Consider the following 501-nt stretch of genomic DNA (forward strand, 5'->3'; position numbering starts at 1 on the left):
CCATATGGAAGGGCCATCGCTCAACGGATAAAAGCTACCCTGGGGATAACAGGCTTATCTCCCCCAAGAGTTCACATCGACGGGGAGGTTTGGCACCTCGATGTCGGCTCATCGCATCCTGGGGCTGTAGTCGGTCCCAAGGGTTGGGCTGTTCGCCCATTAAAGCGGTACGCGAGCTGGGTTCAGAACGTCGTGAGACAGTTCGGTCCCTATCCGTCGCGGGCGTAGGAAATTTGAGAGGAGCTGTCCTTAGTACGAGAGGACCGGGATGGACATACCTCTGGTGTACCAGTTGTGCCGCCAGGCGCATCGCTGGGTAGCTACGTATGGAAGGGATAAACGCTGAAAGCATCTAAGTGTGAAGCCCCCCTCGAGATGAGATTTCCCATTCCTTTATGGAAGTAAGATCCGTTAAAGATGATGACGTAGATAGGCTGCGGGTGGAAGAGTAGTGATACTTGGAGCTGAGCAGTACTAATAGATCGAGGACTTAACCGAGAA

Annotated in this window: 1 rRNA gene; it reads left to right on the forward strand. The window is 53.3% G+C overall.

What is annotated here, in order from left to right:
- Positions 1–498, forward strand: a 23S ribosomal RNA gene (locus EGT49_RS12365); the annotation flags it as partial.
- Positions 499–501: the final 3 nt, after the last annotated feature.

The sequence above is a fragment of the Companilactobacillus suantsaicola genome, from assembly GCF_004745525.1.
In the GTDB taxonomy this organism is placed as follows: domain Bacteria; phylum Bacillota; class Bacilli; order Lactobacillales; family Lactobacillaceae; genus Companilactobacillus; species Companilactobacillus suantsaicola.